This window comes from Marinobacter sp. F3R11 (assembly GCF_003318275.1).
Lineage (GTDB): Bacteria > Pseudomonadota > Gammaproteobacteria > Pseudomonadales > Oleiphilaceae > Marinobacter.
The window spans coordinates 1,061,153-1,084,724 of the sequence record NZ_QOCH01000015.1; the positions used below are offsets into that span (position 1 = coordinate 1,061,153).

Genomic DNA, 23,572 nt, shown 5'->3' on the forward strand with positions numbered 1-23,572 from the left:
CGTCATGTCATCACCCACTTTGCCAGAAACGGCCAGCTCCGGGTATGAACGATGGCGCCAGGGTTATGGTGTCATCCAGCATACCGAAACCACCTGCGATCATGTAAGGGCTCTTGCCTCGCGCCTCGTTGCCGCCGGCCATCAGCCAGATACCGAAACAGTCTACCGCAAGCTGGCAGATCTGGATCGCCTTACCAGCGCCGGATTGTGGCTGGTGGTGCATATGACCTATGCAAACCGCGTTGACATCTCTGGCGCCGCGCTTTCCGCCCGGGATTATAAAGTCAGCCCTGAGGGCCATACCGGCGGCGCACTGAATATGGTGCCGGCTTATGCAGCATACATGGCTCTCAACAATCTGACAGGACGCACCAGAAGCTGGCTTATGGGACAGGGGCACTGTGTGGCAGCCATTGACGCAGTGAACGTGCTGACCGGCAACCTGCATCCCGAACAGCAAGAGCGTTATAGAGGAATAGACGGGCTGTCGCGAATGGTAGCGGATTTTTACAGCTTTCAGCAAAAACCGGATGGCAGTATGTCCGCACCTCTGGGTAGCCACGTTAACCCTTACACTGCCGGCGGCATTATAGAAGGCGGTTACCTCGGTTTCGCAGAACTTCAGTATGCGCACATGCCGCTACCAGGCGAATCGCTTGTGGCATTTCTTTCAGACGGAGCCGCAGAAGAGCAGCGCGGCAGCGACTGGATTCCACGCTGGTGGAGGGCAACAGACTGCGGGCTGGTGACGCCCGTGATGATAGCTAACGGCCGCCGTATTGAACAACGGACCGAACTGGGAACCCGCGCGGGGCTGGAACGATTTGAAACGCATCTGGCAGCCCGGGGTTTCGATCCATTCCGGTTTGATGGCCGCGACCCGGCTGCTTTTGTCTGCGCCCTGATGGACATGGAGCGCACACTGCAAGACAGGAGTGACCGCGCCCTCGAAGGCGAACTGGGGTATCCGGTCCGCATTCCTTATGGCATCGCGGAAACGGTCAAAGGATTCGGTTTCTTCGGCGCCGGCCTCAATGCTGCCCACAACCTGCCACTACCCGGCAACCCCAGAATGGACATCCGCTCCCGGGAGCTGTTTCAGGAACACGCATCCCGCCTGTGGGTCGCACCAGATGAACTTGCTAACAGCGTACTGAATCTTACACAACACGAGCAGCAAACCCGCCCCCTGGAACGGGATCATCCTCTGGCAAAACGAAACCCGCCAGACCTTATAATTCCCGCTATTCCACCACGTCATGATCTGGTGTCGCCGATGCTGGCAGTCGATAACTTCTTCCGGTCTCTGATTAACCAGAACCCGGATCTCCGGGCCCGCGTAGGCAACCCCGACGAGCTTGCCAGCAATCGCCTGACCGGCATTCTGGAAGACCTGAAGCACAGGGTCAACGACCCCGAGAATGCTCTGGAGTCAGTAACCGGCAACATCATTACCGTACTTAATGAAGAAGCCGTTGTTTCTGCCTGCCTGGCGAACAAGGCCGGTATCAACCTGGTCGCCAGCTACGAAGCTTTTTGCGTGAAAATGCTCGGTGCAATCCGTCAGGAGCTGATTTTTGCCCGCCACCAGAAAGCCGCAGGTCGCCCTGCCCGCTGGCTTGGCTTGCCAATTATTGCCACATCCCATACCTGGGAAAACGGCAAGAATGAACAGTCCCACCAGGACACCACTTTCTGCGAAGCCATGCTGGGCGAAATGGGAGACGTGTCCCGGGCTATCTTTCCCGCTGACTACAACAGCGCCCTGTCGGTACTTCCGTCGGTCTTTAACGGGCGCGGAAAAATCAGTTGCATGGTAATCCCGAAGCGCGAACGGCCCTGCGTTTTCGATGCCCGAGAAGCGGAAACACTTGCCCGGCACGGAGCCCTGGTTGTCGACGAAGATACATCCGGGGGAGAACCCATATTGCTGATTGCCAACGGCGCCTACCAGCTGTCAGAGGCCATGCGGGCCTGTGACCGCCTGCGCGAGACTGGCACATCATTCCGCCTGGTCTATCTACAGGAGCCGGGACGGTTCCGTGAGCCCAGGGATTCTCTGGAAGCAGAAAGCTGCATGTCCGAGTTTGAGCGGGAACGGCTGATGCCAAACCGGTTACACCGACGAGTAGCTCTGACCCACATGCGGCCAGAAGTATTTCGTGGGCACCTGCACCCGCTCTTCCCGGATCCGGCCCACAGCAGAGTTCTCGGTTATATTAACAGGGGTGGTACGCTGAACGAGGCAGGGATGCTGTTCGCGAACAGGTGCTCCTGGGGTCACACTCTGGCTGCCTGCGCCAGCGTTCTGAACAAGCCACCCGGTGAATGGTTATCCAGTGCGGAGCTGGCAGCGGTGGAAGGCCGTGGCGACCCGACTCTGATTACCCGCGGCCTGTCCTGACCTGATAATTGCTGATATCAGATCAAGAAACTGAAGCCGGGATGAATAAACGCCCCGCTTGCCGGGCGGGGAGCTCTGGTAAGCAAGTTGTTTACGATTGCCGGGGGTCTGTTTCCGCAACCCAGGGGTTGGTTTTCCGGCTGTCACGGAATGCCAGCAAGCTTTCGACACCAGTGAAATCCACCAGTTCGCGGAAATCCAGCCAGTCGACCAGGCAATAAAGGCACATTGCGGGGTAGTTCCACTGCTCAAACTGCCCGTCTTCCACTTGAGCTGCGAGTGTGCGCAGGGTGGTCATGATTCGCTCACGCTGCAGATCAAAAAACAACACGCCCGGAGTATCCACATCAAGCCCGGAGCGTTTGGCCAACAGCAGAGTGACCGCTGAGTCATTGGCACCATCAATCAGGGTAAGCTGGTTCTGCTGGTCCCAGGTAAGGGGATCCCGGCCCTGCTTGGCGCTGATGTAACGGGAAATAATGCGTGAGTCATAGATCTCCTGACCATCGCTTTCCAGTACAGGTATTTTCAGTGCCGGATTGCTGCGCCTGATTTCGTCACGGTCTGCGCCGTAGATATCGAGGTTAACGAAGTCATAAGGTTCTTCGTCCAACAGAATTCGGATGCGCCGTACGTAGGGCGATGTGGTTGATCCAATCAGCTTCATAAACTCTCCGGTTGTATAACCCAAGTAATACTTTGTGTCTGGCTGAAATGTACCACATTGACACCCCGGAGCAGGAAAAAACAGGGCTTTTACAACGAAAAAAGGCAGCCGAAGCTGCCTTTTTGGCGGTTACTACTCTATCCGAATGGGATTAGAGAGGAGTAACGTTTTCCGCCTGAGGACCTTTCTGGCCCTGGGTAACGGTGAACTCAACTTGCTGGCCTTCTGCCAGAGTTTTGAAACCGCTGCCTTGAATAGCGCTGTAGTGAACAAAAACGTCCGGGCCGCCTTCACGAGTGATAAAGCCAAAGCCTTTTGCTTCGTTGAAGAACTTAACAGTACCGGTAGTAGTAGACATACTTAAACTTCCTGAAATCAATCATATTATCTGCTGCCATTCACTGAATGTGTATGGTCAGCGTTTTACGGAAATACAGAACTCGCGGAATCAAAAACAGGACGGTCACTACTAAACTGCGGAGTACGTCTTATTCATGAAATGCTTTACTGAATCTTTCCTTCAACGACCACTCTACTCCTCAAGCACCGGCTTGCCAAGCAGATTTAAATAAATTATGCATGTAATATCACCTATTAACCTTTTACCAGCCCAAAGGTGTATATCCCCAGCGCCGTCATCAGAATAGAACCGACAACGTGAACTAGAATACCGGTGATGGCCATCGCCCATTTACCGTCCTGAATTGCTGCGAACATCTCCAGGGAAAACGTGGAAAAGGTTGTAAGTGCACCACACAGCCCGGTGATGGCAAACAGGCGCCACTCTGGCGCCAGTGTAGTGCCATGGCTGAAGTAGCCAATCAGGAAACCGACCAGCCAACCCCCGCTGAGGTTGGCAGCCAGGGTGCCGAATGGAATCACGTGATAGCTGGCATTCAGCCACAGCCCCAGCATCCAGCGCAGATTGGCACCGACAAGGGCACCAACACTAACGGCAAGGAAGGATAGCCACATGGCGGTCTGTCGTCCTGTTATGCGGGATTGTGATCAATCACAGTTTCCTTGTTACGGGCAAATTCATCAAACGGGAAATCATCCACAGTGAGCATTTCCAGCACGACCGCTTCATACTCACGCATGAACTCCGCTTCCTCTTTAGTATAGATGCCCGCTTCCAATGCAGCCTCGAAGCGCTCTTCGGGGTGCAGCGCTGTTGCGGGCAACTCACCTTTGGCGTATGCCTTGGTTGCTTTCCGGTAAAGCTGCTCCGCCTTGTCGTATTCCTTCAACAAGTCGTTATAGCGTGCCACCGGATTTTCCACCTCGCCCTCACCTTCTGTGGTCCAGGTACTGGCAAGCAGTTTGTGGCGAACAGGCGTATCGGTCGAGATTAGCCGTGCGAGTTTGCGCGCCAGATCGTCATGGGGATTGCCCCAGCTTCTGCCCAAAGGCAGTGTTACCGCGCGCAGAACCAGTGCTACTGCCCGATTCGGAAGATTCTGAAGAAATACATCCAGAGCTTCTTCAGTACGATGCAGCAACAAGCAAAGGCTGTATTGCATCACTTCCTTTTCACCTTCAACCGGCTGTGTTTCATGCCAGTTTTTGAGCACCATGGATGCCAGATACAGGTTGGACAGCATATCCCCGAGGCGGGCAGAAATAAGCTCCCGCATTTTCAGTTCACTGCCAAGCGTGGTCATGGCGGCATCGGAGCACAGGCCGAAGGCCGCGCTGAAGCGTGCAACAGCCTGGGCATAGGCACGGCTGGCATTATCAAATGGAACGTCAGCACGGCCGATCTTCAGTGCCTGGGTAAAGGCACGGGCCGCATTGCCGAAAATCAGACCGGCATGGCCGAAGAAGGCATCATCAAAGGCATTGATATCGTCGTTATCTTTGGCCGCCAGTTCTTTCAGCACATAGGGATGACAGCGGATAGCCCCCTGACCGAAGATCATCAGGCTGCGGGTCATGATGTTGGCACCCTCAACGGTGATTGATACCGCCGAACCGCTGTAGCCAATACCCAGATAGTTGCGGGGGCCCAGAGTTACCGTTTTACCGCCATGAACATCCATGGCATCCGTGAGGATCTCTCTCTGCATTTCGGTCAGGTGGTACTTGAGAATCGCTGACGGAACGGCCGGCTTTTCGCCTTTGTCGATCATGTTTGCGGTGTGGTTGACCGCTGACTGTGCAATATACGTTTTGGCGGCAATACGGGCCAGAGGCTCCTGCACACCTTCCATGTCCGCTACCGGTGTATTGAACTGGCGACGGATCCGGGTGAATCCACCGGCCGTGCCCACTGAATAAGCAGCGGAGCCCGCGGCACCGGAAGGCAAGGTAATGCAGCGGCCAACGGAGAGACATTCAACCAGCATGCGCCAGCCCTGACCGGCCATTTCCAGGCCACCGATAATGTAGTCCAGCGGGATAAACACATCCTTGCCAACGATCGGGCCATTCAGGAACGGGCTTCCGATGGGGCAATGACGACGGCCGATTTCCATACCCTTGGTATCCCGGGGTATCAGCGCACAGGTAATGCCATAGTCTTTGGTATCACCGAGCAGGCCGTCCGGGTCGAACATGCGAAATGCCAGACCAACCACGGTTGCGATAGGTGCAAGCGTAATCCAGCGTTTCTCGAAATCGAGTTTGATTCCAACAACCTCTTTGCCGTCTATCTCCCGTTTGCAAACGATGCCAGCATCTGGCAACGAAGTCGCGTCCGAACCCGCACGGGGGCCGGTAAGACCAAAACAGGGAATTTCCCGACCATCGGCCAGGCGAGGCAAATAATGCTTCTTCTGTTCATCAGTACCGTATTTGACCAGCAACTCGCCAGGGCCAAGGGAGTTAGGCACACCTACAGACACCATAAGCATTTCGTTGGCTGCGATTTTCTGCAGAACAGCTGTCTGGGCTTTAGCCGAGAAACCAAGACCACCATATTCTTTGGGAATGATCATCCCGAAAAATTTCTCTTTTTTGAGATAATCCCAAAGTTCTTTCGGCAGATCGGCGCGTTCGACGGCTATGTCCCATGCATCACACATGGAGATAGCCTGGACGCATTGGTTATCCACAAAAGCCTGCTCTTCGTCACTCAGGCCTGTGTGCCGGTTAATCAGCAGATTGTGCCAGTCAGGCCGGCCAGTAAACAGTTCACCATCCCAGCCTACAGTACCTGCCTCAAGAGCAACTTTTTCGGTGTCGGATACCTTCGGCGCAACCTTTTTGAACATGGCAAAAATGCGTGGTGTGAGCCAGTTCTGACGCAATGCCGGCAATCCGGCTGCAGCCGTGACCCCGGCCCCGACAAACAGAAGCAGGGCCAGCCAGGCTGATGCAAAGATCATAGACAGAAAACCAACCACAACCATCACACCAATAGCGGGCCTGGCTCCGGATTCACGGCGCATTACGAACAACAAGCCGGCCAATGCAACCAGAAACAGAATAAAAGTCATCATAGGTTCTCTCTGTTATCCACGAATAAAACTGAAAACTATTGGCTAACCGTATCGCATCAGATGAATACTGACCAGCGAACGCCATGGCATCCAGGGGTTAGCTGGTTCTTGATACGCCTTATCAGGCAGTAACAATAACCCGAATACCTTCCAGAGCCAGACTTGCGTGCCCGATCGCCTCACGGGCAGCATCAAGCTGATGCCGGAAGTAGTCGATTTCCTCTTCACGAATGGCCGGATTTACTTTTTGCAAAGCTTCCAACCGGCGAATCTCAGGTTCAAAATTTGCAGCCACCTGCTCCAGCGCTTTTTGTCTCAGGGGCTCCAGATGTGGCGCAGACAAACGCTCAGCGTGGCCCACCATAGCTTCGACCTGAGGGCGAATCTGGGGCACAATCGCCTGCGCCGTGCGCCGGCGGATGTTAGAACAAAGCTCGTTCAGGCGGTCATGAGGCAACGCTCCTGAAAGCTCCTTGCCGTTAACATCTACCAGTAACCGCAAGGGCGATACCGGCAGGTAACGGGTCAGCTGCAAGGCTTCTGGCGCGGGGCAATGCACTGTGAACAACGCCTCCATAAGCAGGGTTCCAGGAGGCAGCGCCTTGACTGACAAGCTGGCCAGGGCCGCCTTGCCCAGCCCGGAACTGGTTACCGAATCCATTACACCGGTTACCATCGGATGTTCCCAGCTCATGAATGCAATATCTTCCCGCTCCAGTGCATGCTGACGATCCCAGGTGACAGTTATACCGTCTTCCGGAAGTTCGGCTACATGGCCGGCCTGATATTGCTCACCAGGGCGCAGGATATCGGCATATGCAGAGTGATCCTCAACCTCCACTCCTAAAATATCGAAAGCTTCCATCATGTAGTCCCGCACCTGAGCAGAACCTTCTTCCTCTTCGATGCCGGCAATCAACTCATCGGCTATATCTTTGCGACAGGAGTTGAGCTCAATCAGAGCATCGCGGCCATTCTGCAGCAAGGTTTTCAGGCGCGCTGTTTCAGCGGCAGAGGCCTCAACCAGGCTATCCAATAAACCGGTATCACCGGCAATTGCACCTTCCCACTGCTCGCCGACTGTCTCCTGTACAGCCACACCAACAGCACAGCTCTCAGCAAATGCGTTCAGCCCCTCGTGGAACCAGCGATACTGAACCTCTTGCGAGGTGTTCATTAGATAAGGAATATGAATATCGATCGTTTCAGTCTGGCCAATACGGTCAAGACGTCCGATACGCTGTTCAAGCAGGTCCGGGTTTGCGGGCAGATCAAACAGCACCAGATGGTGAGCAAACTGGAAATTCCGCCCCTCACTGCCAATTTCAGAACAGATAAGCGCCTGAGCACCCTGTTCATTGTCAGCAAAGTAAGCCGCAGCACGGTCGCGCTCTATAAGACTCAAATGCTCATGAAACGCGGCACTGCGAATGCCTGCCCGAAGCTGAAGGTAATGTTCAAGCGCCATGGCTGTTTCGGCCATGGCACAGATGACCACGACTTTCGCGGGGCGCAGTCCCGCCAGTTTTTTCTCCAGCCAGGTAACCCTCGGATCATCCGCCAGCCACTGCTCTTCCGGCACAAACTGCTCTGGAGCCAACCCCTCGCAACCAAACCCCTGACCCTCGTACATGGCAGGACATTCAAGCGCAACGGCATTAACCCGGCGTTCAGGGAAACCCTGTATCGCTGCACGGGTATTGCGGAACAAAACCCGCCCTGTACCGTGCCGGTCAAGCAATGCGTCGATGATAGCCTGACGTGGCGAATCACCCTTCAACAACTGCTCCAACTCATCGCCCAGCCATGTCTCAAGCGCCTTGCGATCATCTTCAGGGATTTCCGAATGCTCATCCTGCAGGCGCCGCACTACGCTATTAATCGTTTCGTACTGCTTCTCTTCTTCCTGAAACGCCTTCAAGTCGTGAAAGCGCGCCGGGTCGAGCAGGCGAAGCCGGGCAAAATGGCTGGCCACACCCACCTGTTCCGGCGTCGCGGTCAGCAATAACAGACCCGCACTGGCTGCCGAAAGCTCTTCCACTATCTGGTATTCAGGGCTGACACTCTCGGGACTCCAGGCAAGGTGATGAGCCTCATCCACAATCATCAGATCCCATCCGGCGCTCAGCGCATCCTTTCTGGCCTTCTTGCTGCTGACCAGGAAATCGAGGCTACACAGCACCAACTGGTCACTTTCAAAGGGATTAACAGAAGATTCGTCCCCGAAGATGTGATTTACCAGTGCATCCACGTCATCTTCGCTTTCAGCCAGAGCGTCGTAGCGGCTCTGGTCCATGATAGAGAAACGCAGGTTAAACCGCCGCAGCATTTCCACAAGCCACTGATGAATCAGCGAATCGGGCACCACTATCAAGGCGCGCCGGGCCCGCCCGGTCTGCAATTGATAATGCAGCACAAGGCCCGCTTCAATGGTTTTCCCGAGGCCAACTTCGTCCGCAAGAAGCACCCGTGGCGCATGACGCTTCGCGACTTCATGGGCAATGTAAATCTGGTGCTGCAAGTGCTGTGTACGCGCACCAATCAGACCCCGGGCAGGAGAAGCTCGCAACCGGTCCTGGTGCTGCACGGTGGCAAAACGCAGACGGAAAGCACCATTCCGGTCAAACTGGCCGGCAAAAAGGCGTTGATGGGGCGCAGAGAAATTCACGGAACCGGCGAGTTTTACCTCGGAAATCTGCTCAAGATTCTCACCTTCATCTGACTCGCCTCCATCGGCAAGACTGACTGCGTGATACATCAGCACACCACCGGCTTCTTCCACTGCGCGCACAAGATATCTGGCGCCGTCGAAGGTCTCGATTTCCTCACCAACCTGGTAAACGATCCGAGAAAGCGGTGCATTATCAATGGCATAAGTACGCTCTTCATCCGCCGCAGGAAACCCCAGGGTAACCCTCCGACCGGAAACTTCTGTCACTATGCCCAGCCCCAGGGCTGTATCACTGTGGCTTACCCAGCGTTGACCAATAACCAACTCAGATGCGTCCAAAAAGCCTCCCGACTTGTTAATTTCGTGTTGCGCCGTTTTCGCGCACCCAGTAGGCGGTAGCACCGCATACGGCTGCAGGAACCACGACCAGATTCAGAACCGGCACCATCGCCGCCAATGCCACCGGCAATCCGAAGCCAAGTGCAGACAGACGGGTGTCAGCAAGTAACTGCCGCAAAGCCTTGAAGCTCACCTTGTGGTTATCTGCAGGATAATCCACATACTGCAGTGCCATCATCCAGCTGTTGAACAGAAACCACAGCACAGCTGCGACCAGATTAACCACCGGGATCAAACCAATAATAAAGAGGCCAATTGCCCGCGGCAGGTAATAAACGATTTTCTGCACTTCGCGCCAGAGTGCCCGGGGGGTATCTTTGATGATCGTCGCCCAGTTGTCATCGGGGCTGACTTCCTGCCCGGTAAGATGCTTTTCAGTGAGCTCTGCCAGATAACCATAGAACGGGGAACCAATCAGGTTGGCCACGATCACAAAGCCGTATGCCAGCATCAGCAGAATCACTGCGCCGTAAAAGATCCAGAACAGCCAGTCCAGGGCCTGCAGCCAGGCCCAGTCGGGCAACCAGGCCATTGCAGTGGCAATCAACCCACTGAAAATCTCACCCAGAAAATAGAACAGCAAGCCGAAAAGCAGAATGTTGATCACAAGCGGGATCATCACAAACAGTCGCAAGCCGGGCTGACGGATCAGGCGAAAACCTTCCCCCAGGTAGCCCAGTCCGCGAAAAAAATTACCTCTGAGCATCGCTGATTAGCACTCCGCTTCAATGACATTGACGGGGCGCAAAGCATATCATGTTGAAAACCTTCACACAGCCAGAGAACTCTGACGGACTTCACCAATGGCAACACTGAAACATCAACTGACAAGCCTGCTGCACTTTCAACTACTGTGGCGCTTCGGCCTGCTGCTGTCAGTGGTTGCCATTGGCTTTCTGGCAACCACGAGCAGCAGCTATCCAATTCCGTCGGCCCCAAGCGACAAGGTGAACCACATCATTGCCTTTATTGAACTCACAATCCTGACTCGTCTGTCATGGCCAGACCTCCGTGCCATTTGGTTTGTACCAGTGCTTCTTGGCTTTGGAGTCGGTATTGAAGCCGTTCAGGCGAACCTGCCATACAGGGACTTTTCCCTTGCGGATATCGCTGCTGACGGAGCAGGCGTACTGATTGGCCTTCTGCCCTGGCCGGGCCTGCCCAGAGCCGACAAACGGGCCGTGAGAGATTCACCCGATTCAGTGTGAGATATTTCGCACAAGCTTGTGCGATCTTACAGTGACTTTACGTGCGCAGCGGCATCCCGCTCCGTCCAACCCTTTGCCAAGTCCATGATATGTAATGCCATAGTCGCCACACTCTCAAGACATGCAGCTAACCACGCCCCACAGATCGTGCTGAGTGATCGCACCTCCCGGCAGCAGATCAGTACAATGGCGTTGTCAGGGATGACATGGAAAAGGACGAAGCACTGGATGCACCCCGGCATGGAATGCAGGGAGAAGCAGGGACACAGGAGTATCTCGCTTAAGGGACAAGTATTCGGATCGCCGGCTCGGAAGCCGGCACCATGGAGTGGCAGAAGGATTCGCAACATGGCTGTTGCACTCAGCGCAAGGACGCGCCGACCCGTTTCTGTAGAGGGCGACCCAAGGGTCGCCTTTTTTTGCCTGATCAGTATTCTGTGCCACCTGGAAAACAGGGGTAAAAAGCAGAAAAAAGCCACATCCGCTATACTGCGACCTGACCCTGGCACGCGATTGAGCCCTCGAATGGCAAGCAGACCCGATACCGACGACTACCTGTCCCTGTTCCTCAGTGACACGCCATTAATGGATGTCCGTGCACCAGTGGAGTTTGCCCGGGGCAGCTTTCCAGGCGCAGAAAACGCGCCCCTGATGAACGATGAAGAGCGACACCGGGTAGGCATCTGCTACAAGGAAAAAGGCCAGGAGGAAGCCATCCGGCTGGGTCATCAGCTGGTTTCCGGTGATATCAAAGCCCAGCGTATTGAAGCCTGGAAGAGGTTTATAGCGCGTCATCCCGAAGGGTATCTTTTCTGTTTCCGGGGCGGCTTGCGATCCAGGCTCACCCAACAGTGGATACGGGAGGCGGGCATTGATTACCCTCTCGTCAAAGGCGGCTACAAGGCTCTGCGCCGATTCCTTATCGACAGTCTGGACAGGCTTATCGAGTCCGGTGACTTCCGCATAATAAGCGGGCGTACAGGAACCGGCAAAACCCGTGTCCTGCAACAACTGCCGAACCCGGTAGATCTGGAAGGTCTGGCCAATCACCGGGGATCGAGCTTCGGCCGGCAGGTAACACCCCAGCCCTCACAGATAGATTTCGAGAACCGCCTCGCTGTTGCCATGCTAAAGGCTCACCATTTAAAAGAAGGGCCGGTTTATCTGGAAGATGAAAGCCGCCTGGTTGGCCGTTGCGCCATGCCCGACGCCCTGAAACAACAAATTGCTCATGCACCGCTGCTCATTGTCGAGCAAACACTGGAAGAGCGCACTCGCATCATCAGGGAAGACTACGTAGAAAAAATGCTGGCTGATTATACAAGGCGTGACGGTGAGGCCGCGGGCTGGCTGAATTTCCGGGACTACCTTCTCGGCGCCCTTGACCGCATAAGCAAGCGTCTGGGAGGAGAACGTCACAGGCAACTGCGCAGCTCCATGTCGCAGGCGCTGGAGCAACAGGAGCGCAGCGGGGACATTCACGGCCACAATGCCTGGATCCAGTCGCTGCTTCTGGATTATTACGACCCCATGTACGACTACCAGCTCAGCCAGAAACAAGGATCCATACTTGTCCGTGGTGGCCCGGCTGTCGTGGCTGAATGGGCCAGAAACAATACGCCTGCATAAACACCACCGTTTTTAAGCTCGCCGCCCCCCCCTGAAACCACCTTTCGTATTACCTGTTGTAAAAACCACTGATTACATGCAGTCGTTTCAGCTCTATAATAGCCTCGCAATACCTAAAAATCAGAAATTGACAAGGAAACCCTTATGGAAGATCTACTTGGTGCTGACGGACGCGCATCTGAATACATGAACCAGGCAGTTGAGCTGGTTATGACCTATGCGCCGAAAGTCTTGCTTGCAATTGTCACGCTGATTATCGGCATGTGGCTGATCAATCGCTTTGTAAGATTGATGGATGCAAAGCTTGGGAAAAAAGACCCCACTCTGAATAAATTTTTGTGCGGATTGATCGGCGCGATTCTCAAGATCCTGCTGCTCATCTCTGTTGCCTCCATGGTTGGTATTGCGACCACCTCCTTCGTTGCCATTATCGGTGCCGCAGGCCTGGCAGTCGGTCTTGCACTTCAGGGCAGCCTGGGTAACTTTGCGGGCGGCGTTCTGATTCTGATGTTCAAACCCTTCAAGGTCGGTGATGTTATCGAAGCTCAGGGATACCTCGGCTCGGTTGTCGAAATCTCCATCCTTTACACGATCGTCAATACCTTCGATAACCGTCGGGTTGTGATCCCCAATGGCGACCTGTCCAACTCCAGCCTGACCAACCTCAGCGCCTACGAAACCCGCCGTTGCGACATGTCGTTCGGTATCGGCTATAACGATGACATCGACAAGGCCAAAAGCATTTGCAAACGCCTGATCGAAGAAGATGAGCGCGCACTGAAGGATCCTGCGCCGCTGGTTGTAGTAGGTGGTCTTGGTGAAAGCTCGGTTGACCTTACCGTTCGTGTCTGGGCCAAATCCGGCGATGTGTGGCCCTTTTACTGGGATATGCAGGAACGCGTGAAAAAGGCGTTTGATGCAGAGGGCATCTCTATTCCCTTTCCCCAGCGCGACGTACACATGTACAAATCCGAGTGAGATAGCAATCTGTATCGCTTAGATACAACCCGTTACTAGCAAAGTGTACAACCTAAGCTAAGCTGACCATTAATGGCGGGGCTGAAGCAGCCCCGCCAGGCCATCGCCGGAGCAGGAGATGCATTTGAATCCGCCGCTCCGGATTGCTGTCGTTGTTGGTAGGGGCCTGTCACTATGCCGATACAGCAGTTGAAAGAGTTTCTTGATGAGGCAGATGTTGAATACATGTGCCTCACTCACCCCCCCGCATTTACTGCTCAGGAACTTGCTCACCACGTGAAAGTTGCGGGTGACAAAGTCGTCAAGACCGTCATTATCGAACTGGATGGAAAAATGGCGATGCTGGTTATGCCAGCAACCTGGCGCGTTCGCTGGAATAGCCTTTCACGCATTCTGGATACGGATTTCGTTGATCTTGCCGATGAGCAGACATTCCAGGACCGGTTCCCGGACTGCGAAGTCGGAGCCATGCCGCCTTTCGGCAACCTGTTCGGTATGACCGTTTACTGCGCAGAGTCTTTGACGGAACAACCAGAACTTGCCTTTGCTGCAGGAAGTCACACTGAAACCCTGAATATGAAAACCCGGGACTTCCTTAATCTTGTACAGCCAATCCTGCTTAACCGGGGGTTCATCAAACCTGGTGGCCAAAAGCCATCCTGGCTTCTGAAAACCTGTCACCCCCATGAAGAGGAGCCCGACCAACAGATATCCGGAATGACCGGCTGACAATACTTTTACAACCGACTTGATGCCGGCTGCTTGTCTGATCTTTGCCATCGCGTAAACTGTGGGCATCAGACAGGAATCCGATATGACTCAAGCTTTTGATATTGTGATTGTTGGTGCTGGCATGGTCGGCGCCGCCCTCGCCACTGGTCTCGGGCAGCAAGGCTTCAGGGTAGCAATGGTCGATCGAGCATCGGCTCCGGCATTTGACCCGGATGCAGCGCCCGATATACGTGTATCTGCCCTGAGTGCTGGCAGTGAGCGCTATCTGAAAAACCTGGGAGCCTGGGAGCACATTCTTGACTTGCGCGCCACGCCCTACCGGCGGCTCGCGGTATGGGATGAAACATCGCACCCGCTACGTAATCTGTTACCACGCACATCAAACCGGGTAGATTTCGATGCCGCCGGGCTGGGGGCATCTCACCTCGGCCACATTGTCGAAAACTCGGTCACTCAGATCGCACTCTGGCAGACGGCTGAATCAGAACCTTCGGTAACCATTCTGGAAGGTACCGGCGTCACCTGTATTTCCCAGACAACAGAACAGGCTACTGTCACACTTGATAACGGCCAAGAACTGACCGCAGCATTGATTATCGGTGCTGACGGAGCTCAGTCGCAGGTGCGGGATATGGCAGGCATTGGCGTTACCAGAAATCAGTATGACCAACAGGCCATGGTGATTTCCGTACGTTATCAGGGCAAGGTAGAAGACATTACCTGGCAGGGCTTCTACCCTTCTGGCCCAAGGGCTTTCTTGCCACTATACAGTGCAGGCCCTGACTATCCGGGTGAGAGTCTCGCCTCTCTGGTGTGGTACGACGCACCGACGGAAATCGCGCGCCTCAAAAGCCTGAGTGACACTGCTCTGATGGCGGAAATACAGACGAAGTTTCCGACAGAACTGCCACACATTACCCATATTGAAGATCATGCAAGCTTCCCTATAGCCCGGCAACATGCGAAACAGTATTCAGCGGGGCGCATTGTACTCGCGGGGGATGCCGCCCACACGATCAATCCCCTGGCAGGCCAGGGCGTGAACCTGGGCTTTCAGGATGCCCAGTGCTTGCAGAGTATTCTGAAAGAGGCCCGGCGGGCGGGCGAAGACCTGGCGGAGCCCTCCCGACTGGCCAGCTATGAGCAGCAACGACGCCCGGCAAACCGACGCATGATGCTGACCATGGACGCCTTCTATCATTTGTTCAGTAACCGGGTTCCACCACTTCATCTGCTCCGGAATCTCGGCCTGGGAACTGCCCGCGCGCTGCCTTTTGCCCGTAACCGGGTGGCCCGCTATGCCATGGGTATAGACGATGAACTGCCTGCAGTTATCCGACAACTGACGTCAAGACTACCGGGTCTGAAACAGCTATAAACAACTCAACAACCAAGCAACAACAGGGAGTCCGCATGTCCGAGACCATTTTCACCAAGATCATAAACCGGGAGATTCCGGCAGATATCGTCTATGAAGATGACATCAGCCTGGCGTTTCGCGATATCAATCCGCAAGCGCCGGTGCACCTGCTGATCATACCGAAGAAAGCAATTGCTACCATTAACGACATGGAAGAAGAAGATCGCGAGCTGTTTGGCCACTTGTACTGGGTAGCCGCCAAGCTCGCAAAAGAGATGGGGTTTGCCGAAGACGGGTACCGCACCGTGATGAACTGCGGTGAAAATTCCGGCCAGACCGTGTTTCACATCCATCTCCATCTGCTGGCAGGAAAACCCTTCGGCTGGCCTCCTTATACAGATAGAATGAAGCAGGCCTGAGCCAGCAGGGCATAGGTAATACGGGATTAACTGCCCACAATCCGCTCTGTCTCCTCCATCGGAGTATGGCGGACATCTTCACCCTTGACCATGAAGATCACGTTCTCAGCAATATTGCAGGCGTGATCTCCTACCCGTTCCAGTGCCCGCAAAACCCACATCACAGACATACAGTGTGAGATATTGCGGGTGTCTTCCATCATGAAGGTCAGCAAGGCGCGGGCTGCGGACTGATACTCCTCATCTACCCGCTTGTCTTCTTTCATTACCCGCAGGGCCTGCTCGGAATCCAGCCGTGCAAACGCGTCCAGAGAATCGTGAATCATCCCCATTACGTGGGCACCAATATTGCGTACCTCCGCATAGCCCTGAGGCGCCTGACCTTCCTCGGCCAGCTTGATCGCAAACCGGGCAATTTTCTTGGCTTCATCGCCCACCCGCTCCAGATCCGCAACCATCCGGATTACTGAAATCACCAACCGCAGATCACGGGCTGTGGGCTGACGACGGGCGATGATGAGCATAGCCTCCTCATCAATATCCATCTCCATCCGGTCCACCAGCTTATCTTTGGACCGGATCTCTTCCGCGAGTTCGCCATTGCTTTCGATCAAAGACTGCAGAGCACTGTCGATCTGGGCTTCCACCAGCCCACCCATCTTCAGAAAACGGGTTTTCAGGGCCAGAAGTTCATCGTTGAACCTGTTGGAGATGTGATCCCCGTATACGTCGTCCTTATTTGGAACCATAATATTTTCCTCCCTTGTTCTGTTTATCCGGCTCAGCCAAAACGACCGGAAATATAGGATTCCGTGAGTTCATGTTCCGGCGTTGTAAACACTTTGCTGGTCTCGTTTACCTCAACCAGATGACCAAGGTGAAAATACGCTGTGCGATTGGAAACCCGCGCTGCCTGTTGCATCGAGTGGGTAACGATCACAATCGTGAAACTCTCGGACAGCTCCGCAATCAGCTCTTCTACTTTGGCCGTTGCAATAGGGTCCAGTGCCGAACAGGGTTCATCCATCAGCACCACTTCCGGGCTGACGGCAATGGTTCTGGCGATACACAGCCGCTGCTGCTGGCCGCCGGACATACCGGTCGCCATGGCATCAAGACGGTCCTTGACTTCATTCCACAGCCCCGCCTTGCGCAGACTGCTTTCCACAATGTCATCCAGTTCCGATTTACGGTTTGCCAGGCCATGAATCCGTGGACCATAAGCCACATTGTCGTAGATTGATTTGGGAAACGGGTTGGGCTTCTGGAACACCATGCCCACACGGGCACGCAGTTCAACCACATCGCGCTTGGGGTCGTATATATCCTGGCCATCAAGCAACAGGCCGCCTTTGACCCGGCAAATATCGATACTGTCGTTCATGCGGTTCAGACAGCGCAGGAAGGTTGACTTACCGCACCCGGATGGCCCGATAAATGCGATCACCTCATTACGGGCAATGTCCAGACTGATTTTCTTGATCGCACGACTCTCGCCGTAGAAAACCTCTACATCACGCAGCTTGAACTTCGGGTCATCGGCGAAGGGGGTACCGACCGTCACCCCTTCTTCCAGAACCGTATCTTCCGGCTTTTTCTCGGTTACCGGCATGACCTTTTCCTCTGGCGCCTGCACTTGATTGATTGTCGTCGAGCTCATCGTGTTCATATATGTTCTCCTTACCACCGGCGCTCAAGGCGTTTGCGGAGCCAAATGGCCATTGCATTCATAGTCATCAGAAAAGCCAGCAAAACCATAATCGCAGCTGACGCACGCTCAATGAACGCCAGCTCCGGGCTGCCGGCCCACAGAAATACCTGCACCGGCAAAACCGTTGCGGCGTCGAAAAATCCTTCCGGAACTTCCACAATAAACGCCACCATGCCAATCAACAGCAAGGGTGCGGTTTCGCCCAGAGCCTGAGCCATGCCAATGATCGAACCGGTCAACATGCCCGGCAACGCCAGCGGAAGTACATGGTGCAGTACTACCTGCATTTTTGAAGCGCCGATACCTTCGGCAGCTTCGCGCACCGAGGGAGGTACACTCTTGATTGCCGCACGGCTGGAAATGATGATGGTGGGCAGTGTCATCAGGGTCAGAACCAGACCACCTACTACTGGCACAGAGCGGGGCATACCGAACAGGTTGATGAAAATCGCAAGACCCAGCAAGCCGAAAATAATGGATGGAACAGCGGCCAGGTTGTTGATATTCACCTCGATGAAATCCGTCAGTCTGTTCCTTGGAGCAAACTCCTCAAGATAGATAGCCGCAGCAACACCAATGGGGAACGCAAGCACCAGAGTAATGATCATGGTCAGTAACGACCCGACAATTGCTCCCAGCACACCAGCCTTGGCAGGATCCCGCGAGTCTCCATTGGTAAAGAAAACATCGTTGAAACCGGTTTCTATAAGTCCCCGTTCCCTGAGCTCGTCCACCCAGGACTGCTGCTGCTCCGTCAGCTTTATAGAATATGCCGCATCGCCTTTATGCTTCACATAGACATCGACGTTACTGTGTACCAGGAAGGACATGGTTCGCGTTGTCCCCATCCATTCCGGGTTCTCAATCAAAGCATCCCGGAGCTCAGTGGAAGCGTATGGGTTGATCAACCGGCGTAAGGCATCCTGATCATCTGCCGTGGCGCCCGGAAGGGCATCATCTACAGCTGCCACCAGGGGCGACACAAAATCTGCCATACGTACCTGTTTTGAATCCGTGGGATCATCCAGATACATCAGATCCGGATCCATGGTCACCTCAAGGGTGACAGTCGTTTTCAGAAACCCTGTGTATCCTTTCCCGACAATATCGGTAAACAGAGTAATCAGGGCCGTGAGGGCTATGGCAATAGCCATGATCCCATAAGCCCGGAAACGACGTTCTTTGCGGTATCTGCGTTTAAGGGACCGGCGAACCAGTTCCGCTTGTGAAGTATGATCAGTCATATTGTTCCCGATATTTTCGGACAATTTTCAAAGCGATTACGTTGAGCAACAGCGTAGCGATAAACAGCATCGCTCCCAGTGCAAACGCAGCCAGAGTCTTCGCACTGTCAAATTCCTGATCACCAACCAGCAGGGTAACAATCTGCACCGTGACGGTCGTGACGGTTTCAAGAGGGTTGGCAGTGAGATTCGCAGCAAGACCCGCCGCCATCACAACAATCATGGTTTCCCCGATAGCCCTGGATACTGCCAGCAAAAGGCCGCCCATGATGCCTGGCAGCGCCGCCGGAAATATGACCTTTTTCATGGTTTCGGACTGGGTCGCGCCCAGAGCAAGAGAGCCATCACGAAGAGACTGGGGCACAGCGTTAATAACATCATCTGAAAGCGAGGATACAAACGGGATGATCATGATACCCATGACCAATCCTGCTGCGAGTGCACTCTGCGAAGAGGCTTCCACACCAATTGCACTGGCCAGATCACTGATAAACGGTGCGACTGTCAGAGCTGCAAAAAAGCCGTACACGACGGTCGGAATACCTGCCAGCATTTCCAGCAGGGGCTTGACGATGCTGCGCACCCTTTTGTTCGCGTATTCAGAAAGATAAATTGCCGACATCAGGCCTACGGGCGCTGCGATCAGCATCGCAATAAAGGAAATCAGCAAAGTACCGGTAAACAACGGGATCATCCCGAATGCTCCCTCCGACCCTACCTGATCAGTTCTCAGGGCCAGCTGAGGGCTCCAGGAAGTTCCGAAGAAAAACTCCAGAAAAGGAACCTGCTCAAAGAATCGAATGGTTTCAAACACCACCGAGAAAACGATACCTACGGTGGTCAGTACCGCGACGCCTGCACAGGCAAAAAAGAACCAGCGCAGAACTGCCTCTACCTGCTCCCTGGCATTCAGCAACGGGCGTATACGTATCCATCCCAGAAATCCGGCCAGTAGTGCAACAGCAACAACCAGGCCGGTCATATAAATTTTGCTCTGTACCTGCAGTGCCTGCAGTAACTCAGCAGCTTTTGCCACAGGTTCCTCAACAAAACCCGGGGGTAAAGACCCGTTGGCAACGTTGCCGATTTTGCTCATCAGAAGGCTGGCCTCACCTGCCGAATCCGGAATCATGGTCTCAGGCAAGGTACCGACCACAATTGACTGGATAACTTTGCCTTCGAACGCCGCCCATAAGGCAAGAATAATCAGCGCGGGCACTCCACACCAGATAGCTGCGCGGACGCCGTAATAGCCGGGTAACGATTTAAGATGGCGCACACCGCCGAGGGGCATTGCCAGCGCGCGGGAGCGGGCATAGCCCAACCCGTAGGCGACCACGGCCAGCACCATCGTCAATAAAAGCAGGTTTAACGGTTGCATGAGGATTCCTGTCTTCAACTACACAGAAGGGTGCAGGCTTTCCGTAAGCCTGCACCCCGCATTAACCGAAGAACTCCGGTTTATTTCAGTTCTTCCAGAGTCAGGTTAGGCATGTTTTCAACCTTATCCTGAAGCTCCATCAGAGCAGCACGAGTCGGAATAATAAGCCCGACATCCTTCAGGTAGCCGTTTGAACCCATGGCACGAGGGCTGACGAACTCGGAAGCATATTCAACAATACCCGGAACCACACCCACGTGGGCTTTTTTCACGTAGAAGAACAAGGAACGGGCAACCGGATACTTGTCCTCTGCGATGTTCTCCTGCGTCGGCTCAACACCGTTGAGGGAAGCAGCCTGCAGACGGTCACCGTTTTCTTCCAGGAAGCTGTAACCGAAAACGCCATACATATCCTTGTCACCGATGAGCTTCTGAACGATCAGGTTGTCATTCTCACCAGCTTCAATAAAGGCTCCATCTTCACGAATGCTCTGGCAGATAGCTTTATGCTCATCCTTGCTCAGGCTAGCCGCTTCAGGAAGTTCATCACAACCACCTTCCAGCGCCAGTTCGTTGAATGAATCACGGGTGCCGGAAGTCGGAGGCGGCCCCATTACACGGATTGGCTTGTTCGGCAGACTGGAATCAACGTCGCTCCAGGTTTTATTCGGGTTAGCTACCCACTTGCCATTCTGGGGAACTTTCTCGCCCAGGGCCAGGAACAGCTGCTCCAGGGTCAGATCCATATGCTCCGCTTCCTTGGAGCTCGCAATCACGATACCGTCAGAACCGATACGGAATTCAACAATGTCTTTTACGCCGTTGCTCTGGCAAAGCTCGAACTCAGAGGCCTTCATACGACGGGAAGCGTTGGTAATATCGGGGTTCTGAGTACCAATACCCTGACAGAAGATCTTCATGCCACCACCGGAACCTGTGGATTCCATTTTCGGCGTAGAGAACTCCGTGTTAGAGCCAAAACGCTCAGCCACAACAGTAGCGAACGGGTAAACCGTGGAGGATCCCACGATGCTGATAGTGTCACGAGCCATTGCCGGTGCAGACATGGCAGCGACGGCGCCAGCCAGCGCAACTGTTGCGAATGCTTTGTTCAGTTTCATCACGTCGAGTCTCCGTTATCAGGTTTGGACGTTGTGTCGGATGTGCTTTACCGATGACTGCATCCTAAGAGCCCTCTATGACAACTTTGTTACAACTGATGAAATATAGACGTCTTTGCTCAAATTTCCTTGCAGAGCGCCGCCAGCCCGTTACCATGCTAGGAAAACAATTCAAGAACTGATAAAAGGCTTGCTCCATGACTACGTATGACGATGACAAACCCAAACCCCGAGGCGATCTGGTTCTTCAGGTTGTCCCCCTGCCTCAGGACACAAACGCCAATGGCGATGTATTTGCTGGCTGGCTTGTAAAACAGATGGATATTGCAGCCGCCACTATGGCAGGGCGCATTTCTCTGGGCCGCAATGCAACAGTGGCTATGGACCGGATGGAATTTCTCTCGCCCCTGCGGGTAGGATCCCAGGTCGGATGCTACTGCGAACTCGTAGACATCGGCCGCAGTTCCATGAAAATCAATGTGGAAGTCTGGACCCTTGACCGTGCTGCCAAAAACCCGCGCAAGGTTACCGAGGGCCGGTTTGTTTACGTCGCAATCGATGAGCAGGGCCGCATCCGGGAAGTGCCTGAGCAGCATCAGTAATCAGGATTTCACAAGCCGGTCCAGGCACAGGCGTTCCCTCTCGTCAAACAGCCGCCGGCTACCCCAGCTGACCGCCATCACAGCACCAAATCCCGTGCCTGCAGTAATGATCAGCATCACCAGGATCTGGTATTTCACCGCCACCGCCGGTGGACTACCTGCCAGGATCTGACCCGTCATCATACCCGGCAGGCTGACAATGCCAGCAGCAGCCATGGCGTTGATTGACGGCATCATACCACTCCGCATGGATTCCCTGCGGATGTCTTCCAGTGCCTCTTGCCAGGTCTGGCCCAGCATCAGCCGGCCTTCGATCACCGCCCGTTGCCGCCAGACTGATTCGTTCAACCGGTCAAGAGCCAGACTGATACCGGTCAGATTATTGCCCAGCATCATTCCCAGTAACGGAATGGCATATTGCGGTGCGTACCACGGCTCAGGGCCAATCACCACAATGAGCGCCAGCACGGTCACGGTGAATGATGAGACAAACATAGCTCCGGCACCAATTCCAAACGCCCACCAGCCATGCAGCTTCCGGCCTTGGCGGGACACAACTTCCCTGCCCGCAACCAGCAGCATGACCAGTGCCATCAGCGCAATCCAGTAAAACGCTGATGAAGCAAAGAGCGCTTCCAGCACCAGCGCAATCAAGGCCAGCTGGATGACAGTACGCACCGTAGCAATTAACAGGCTGCGGGCAATACCCAGGCGGGAAAGATGGCTGGTTGCTGCCAGAGCCAGAATCAGCAGAGTCGCCAGCCCCAGCTTCCACCAGGCCAGGTCAATCACTTCCATGGTCAGGCTCCAGTCCGGTTCCGGTTATCCGGAAGTGTGCATCTGCCACACGGTGAATCTGCGCCGGGTCGTGGGCCACCCACAAGGTGGCCAGGTGCCGGCGACGGATCTCGGCAAGCAGCCAGTTTTCAATCCTGATCGTAGCATCGCCATCCAGATTGGCCGTGGGTTCATCAAGCAATAGCGCCTGAGGCTCCAGAGTCAAAGCCCGCCAGAGCGCAAGTCGCTGCCGCTCGCCAGATGACAATCGACTGACCGACCAATCCATCACGCCAGGTGGAAACCCCAAAGCTGGTGGCAGCCTATCACCGGTGAGGTCAGGAAAGTGCTCACCTACCTTGTCAAACCACCACTGACTATCAGCGGGAACCATCATTACCCGACGGCGCCAATGGTGGGCAGAAACGGAGAGCTGGTCAGTGCCATTGAGTAAAATCCGGCCACCGTGGGGTTCAAGATCAGCAATCGCTCGCAACAAGCGGCTTTTACCACTGCCTGACGGCCCGGAGACGCAAATCACCTGGCCGTCGGGCACCTCGAGCGATACGCTGCCCAGCCCGCCAATGCAGACGTTTTCCAGCAGCAGCCCCTTCAAAACAGGGTCAACACTGCAATGGAGCAATTCGCGCCGACACTCATAATCTGACCGGGTCCGGACATGACACATCTCTTCTGTTTGGCTTTTCTCAGGGGGCAACAGGTTGTCAGAACCAGAACATGGCTGCCTACACCTATTGGCAAGACCCTGCTGTATCTGTAATGGTTACACCATTACATCCATCTTGCCAGCAACCAACGATCGAGC

At 54.5% G+C, this 23,572-nt stretch carries 21 protein-coding genes; 8 read left to right on the plus strand and 13 right to left on the minus strand.

The features are described 5' to 3' along the window. The first annotated feature begins 4 nt into the window (after positions 1–4). Positions 5–2,404 (plus strand): xylulose 5-phosphate 3-epimerase, encoded by a 2,400-nt coding sequence (locus tag DS878_RS13330; RefSeq protein ID WP_113816407.1) that lies wholly within the window; start codon positions 5–7, stop codon positions 2,402–2,404. Between the two features lie 91 nt (positions 2,405–2,495). On the opposite strand, the gene DS878_RS13335 is transcribed toward DS878_RS13330, so the two are convergent. The 6 genes from DS878_RS13335 to cysZ form a co-directional block, all read right to left on the minus strand. Beyond that, on the minus strand, positions 2,496–3,071 hold the full coding sequence (locus DS878_RS13335; RefSeq protein ID WP_113816408.1) for a glutathione S-transferase family protein: 576 nt from the start codon (positions 3,069–3,071) through the stop codon (positions 2,496–2,498). 151 nt (positions 3,072–3,222) lie between these two features. Beyond that, a complete protein-coding gene (locus DS878_RS13340) occupies positions 3,223–3,429 on the minus strand; it encodes a cold-shock protein (RefSeq protein WP_071265711.1) in 207 nt (68 codons plus the stop codon). A 236-nt stretch (positions 3,430–3,665) separates the two neighbouring features. Further along, positions 3,666–4,046: a fluoride efflux transporter CrcB gene (crcB, locus tag DS878_RS13345; RefSeq protein WP_113816409.1), complete on the minus strand. Its 381-nt coding sequence runs from the start codon at positions 4,044–4,046 to the stop codon at positions 3,666–3,668. Positions 4,047–4,063: 17 nt separating this feature from the next. Continuing rightward, complete coding sequence (locus DS878_RS13350) at positions 4,064–6,514, minus strand: acyl-CoA dehydrogenase (protein ID WP_113816410.1); 2,451 nt, start codon at positions 6,512–6,514, stop codon at positions 4,064–4,066. 121 nt (positions 6,515–6,635) lie between these two features. Beyond that, positions 6,636–9,524: an RNA polymerase-associated protein RapA gene (rapA, locus tag DS878_RS13355; protein WP_113816411.1), complete on the minus strand. Its 2,889-nt coding sequence runs from the start codon at positions 9,522–9,524 to the stop codon at positions 6,636–6,638. 16 nt (positions 9,525–9,540) lie between these two features. Then, a complete protein-coding gene (gene cysZ, locus DS878_RS13360) occupies positions 9,541–10,290 on the minus strand; it encodes a sulfate transporter CysZ (RefSeq protein WP_113816412.1) in 750 nt (249 codons plus the stop codon). Positions 10,291–10,387: 97 nt separating this feature from the next. On the opposite strand from cysZ, the gene DS878_RS13365 reads away from it, so the two are divergent. The 6 genes from DS878_RS13365 to DS878_RS13390 all read left to right on the plus strand — a co-directional run bounded on the left by DS878_RS13365 (position 10,388) and on the right by DS878_RS13390 (position 15,910). Then, positions 10,388–10,792 carry a VanZ family protein gene (locus DS878_RS13365; RefSeq protein ID WP_113816413.1) on the plus strand — a complete coding sequence of 135 codons (405 nt, stop codon included), beginning with the start codon at positions 10,388–10,390 and terminating at the stop codon, positions 10,790–10,792. 525 nt (positions 10,793–11,317) lie between these two features. After that, complete coding sequence (mnmH, locus tag DS878_RS13370; RefSeq protein WP_113816713.1) at positions 11,318–12,421, plus strand: tRNA 2-selenouridine(34) synthase MnmH; 1,104 nt, start codon at positions 11,318–11,320, stop codon at positions 12,419–12,421. A 144-nt stretch (positions 12,422–12,565) separates the two neighbouring features. After that, entirely contained in the window at positions 12,566–13,399 is an 834-nt protein-coding gene (locus DS878_RS13375; protein ID WP_113816414.1) for a mechanosensitive ion channel family protein, read from the plus strand. 174 nt (positions 13,400–13,573) lie between these two features. Further along, positions 13,574–14,128, plus strand: coding sequence for an aminoacyl-tRNA deacylase (locus tag DS878_RS13380; protein ID WP_113816415.1), 555 nt, complete (start codon positions 13,574–13,576; stop codon positions 14,126–14,128). Positions 14,129–14,213: 85 nt separating this feature from the next. Further along, positions 14,214–15,509, plus strand: coding sequence for an FAD-dependent monooxygenase (locus DS878_RS13385; protein ID WP_113816416.1), 1,296 nt, complete (start codon positions 14,214–14,216; stop codon positions 15,507–15,509). 35 nt (positions 15,510–15,544) lie between these two features. Then, positions 15,545–15,910: a histidine triad nucleotide-binding protein gene (locus DS878_RS13390; protein ID WP_113816417.1), complete on the plus strand. Its 366-nt coding sequence runs from the start codon at positions 15,545–15,547 to the stop codon at positions 15,908–15,910. A 26-nt stretch (positions 15,911–15,936) separates the two neighbouring features. On the opposite strand, the gene phoU is transcribed toward DS878_RS13390, so the two are convergent. From phoU to DS878_RS13415, 5 genes are all read right to left on the minus strand, one after another. After that, on the minus strand, positions 15,937–16,659 hold the full coding sequence (gene phoU, locus DS878_RS13395) for a phosphate signaling complex protein PhoU (RefSeq protein WP_113816418.1): 723 nt from the start codon (positions 16,657–16,659) through the stop codon (positions 15,937–15,939). Between the two features lie 32 nt (positions 16,660–16,691). Continuing rightward, positions 16,692–17,570 (minus strand): phosphate ABC transporter ATP-binding protein PstB, encoded by an 879-nt coding sequence (gene pstB, locus DS878_RS13400; RefSeq protein WP_410003482.1) that lies wholly within the window; start codon positions 17,568–17,570, stop codon positions 16,692–16,694. Between the two features lie 20 nt (positions 17,571–17,590). Beyond that, the gene (gene pstA, locus DS878_RS13405) at positions 17,591–18,865 is read right to left on the minus strand and encodes a phosphate ABC transporter permease PstA (RefSeq protein WP_113816420.1); all 1,275 of its coding nucleotides are present in this window, start codon (positions 18,863–18,865) and stop codon (positions 17,591–17,593) included. Further along, positions 18,858–20,246, minus strand: a complete 1,389-nt coding sequence (pstC, locus tag DS878_RS13410; protein ID WP_113816421.1) for a phosphate ABC transporter permease subunit PstC — start codon at positions 20,244–20,246, stop codon at positions 18,858–18,860. The genes pstA and pstC overlap by 8 nt, the downstream gene beginning before the upstream one ends. 80 nt (positions 20,247–20,326) lie before the next feature. Then, entirely contained in the window at positions 20,327–21,370 is a 1,044-nt protein-coding gene (locus DS878_RS13415) for a substrate-binding domain-containing protein (protein ID WP_113816422.1), read from the minus strand. A 194-nt stretch (positions 21,371–21,564) separates the two neighbouring features. On the opposite strand from DS878_RS13415, the gene DS878_RS13420 reads away from it, so the two are divergent. Continuing rightward, positions 21,565–21,969 (plus strand): acyl-CoA thioesterase, encoded by a 405-nt coding sequence (locus DS878_RS13420; protein WP_113816423.1) that lies wholly within the window; start codon positions 21,565–21,567, stop codon positions 21,967–21,969. Here the strand turns inward: DS878_RS13420 and DS878_RS13425 are convergent, their stop codons facing one another. Together DS878_RS13425 and DS878_RS13430 are read right to left on the minus strand one after the other, a co-directional pair. Next, positions 21,970–22,767 (minus strand): ABC transporter permease, encoded by a 798-nt coding sequence (locus DS878_RS13425; RefSeq protein WP_113816424.1) that lies wholly within the window; start codon positions 22,765–22,767, stop codon positions 21,970–21,972. Beyond that, entirely contained in the window at positions 22,754–23,434 is a 681-nt protein-coding gene (locus tag DS878_RS13430; RefSeq protein ID WP_113816425.1) for an ATP-binding cassette domain-containing protein, read from the minus strand. The genes DS878_RS13425 and DS878_RS13430 overlap by 14 nt, the downstream gene beginning before the upstream one ends. Positions 23,435–23,572: the final 138 nt, after the last annotated feature.